The sequence below is a fragment of the uncultured Caballeronia sp. genome (genome assembly GCF_964243625.1).
Classification (GTDB): domain Bacteria; phylum Pseudomonadota; class Gammaproteobacteria; order Burkholderiales; family Burkholderiaceae; genus Caballeronia.
The window spans coordinates 865-2,392 of the sequence record NZ_CAXTGZ010000791.1 but is presented as its reverse complement, the minus strand read 5'-3'; the positions used below and the strand labels follow the sequence as shown (position 1 = coordinate 2,392).

Here is a 1,528-nt window from a genome sequence, read left to right as displayed (position 1 = left end):
TTCGATCAGTTTTTCGAGCTTGACGGCGTCGGCAGCGAAACCGCGAATGCCTTCGGCGAGCTTTTCGGTCGCCATGGCGTCGTCGTTCAGGAGGAAGCGGAAGCTCGACTCATCGACGTTGATCTTGTCGACCTTGTCGTTTGCAACGGCTTCCGGCGACAGCTTGCGCTCAACCTTGTCATTGCTCTCGGCAAGCTTCTTGAGCAGATCCGGGCTGATGGTCAGCAGATCGCAGCCGGCCAGTTCCGTGATTTGATTGACCGTGCGAAAGCTTGCGCCCATCACTTCGGTCTTGTAGCCGAACTTCTTGTAGTACGCGTAGATCTTGCGCACCGACTGCACGCCCGGATCGTTCGCGCCGCCCATCTTCACTTCGTCCCAGTCCGCGCCCGCCGACTTCTTGTACCAGTCGTAAATACGGCCGACGAACGGCGAGATCAGTTGCGCGCCCGCGTCCGCTGCAGCCGCTGCTTGCACCGGTGCGAACAGGAGCGTCATGTTGCAGTGGATGCCGTCCTTCTGCAGCGTTTCCATGGCGCGGATGCCTTCCCACGTGGACGCGAGCTTGATCAGGATGCGCTTGCGGTCGATGCCCGCATCTTCGTACAGCTTGATGATCTCGCGGCCCTTGTCGACGGAAGCCTTCGTGTCGAACGAAAGACGTGCATCGACTTCAGTGGACACGCGGCCCGGGACGATCTTCAGGATTTCCTTGCCGAACGCCACCAGCAACTGGTCGATGATGTGACCCGTAGACTTGCTCGCGTGATCCTTGACGGTCTTTTCGAGCAGCGGCTTGTAGTCGTCGTTCTGGACGGCCTTCAAGATCAGCGACGGGTTCGTGGTCGCGTCCTGCGGTTTGAATTCGCCGAGTTGCTGGAAGTTGCCGGTATCGGCGACGACGGTGGTGTATTGCTTGAGCTGGTCGAGAGCGGATGTCATATCTGGTCTTCGGCGCGTTGTGCCGTTGTCAAAGATGCGGATTGCCCGCGTTGAAAGGAGGTTGCGAGACCGCACGTGATGCCGCGGCGCCAAACCTTCTGGCAATTGTCTCGCACAAGAGTGACATTCTAGTCCTGCTGCGCAATTTGGCGCAGGCGTCGGTGTTTCCCGCTGCAGTTCGAGTGCCCGAGCTAGCAGAGGTTCCGGCGCGCCGCGCAAGGTGAACAAGCCCATTACACGCCGGCCCTGTGAACATTTCGCGTCGGCACCCTGAATCTACGCCCGGCGCGCGTTCAGCACAATCTGCGTGACGATGCCGCCGACAAGACCCCAGAATGCCGATCCTATCGATAAAAGCGTGAGCCCCGACGCCGTCACCATGAACGTGACAAGCGCTGCTTCGCGCTCGCGAATGTCGTGCATGGCGTTGGTGAGACCGCTCATGATTGAGCCGAACAACGCGAGCGCCGCGACCGAGACTACCAGCGCCTTCGGCAGCGACCCGAACAGCGCCGCGATGGTGGCCCCGAAGATGCCGGCGACCAGATAGAAAATGCCGCACCAGACGGCCGCCATGTATCGGCGG

Annotated in this window: 1 protein-coding gene and 1 pseudogene (1 of these 2 cut by a window edge); both read right to left on the bottom strand. The window is 60.3% G+C overall.

From position 1 onward, the window contains the following. On the bottom strand, nt 1-942 hold a 942-nt coding region (tal, locus tag ACFFAR_RS30945; protein WP_375509195.1), incomplete at its 3' end, for a transaldolase. Nucleotides 943-1,218: 276 nt separating this feature from the next. Then, a pseudogene (locus ACFFAR_RS30940) lies at nt 1,219-1,528 on the bottom strand (benzoate/H(+) symporter BenE family transporter); it runs 855 nt beyond the window's last position.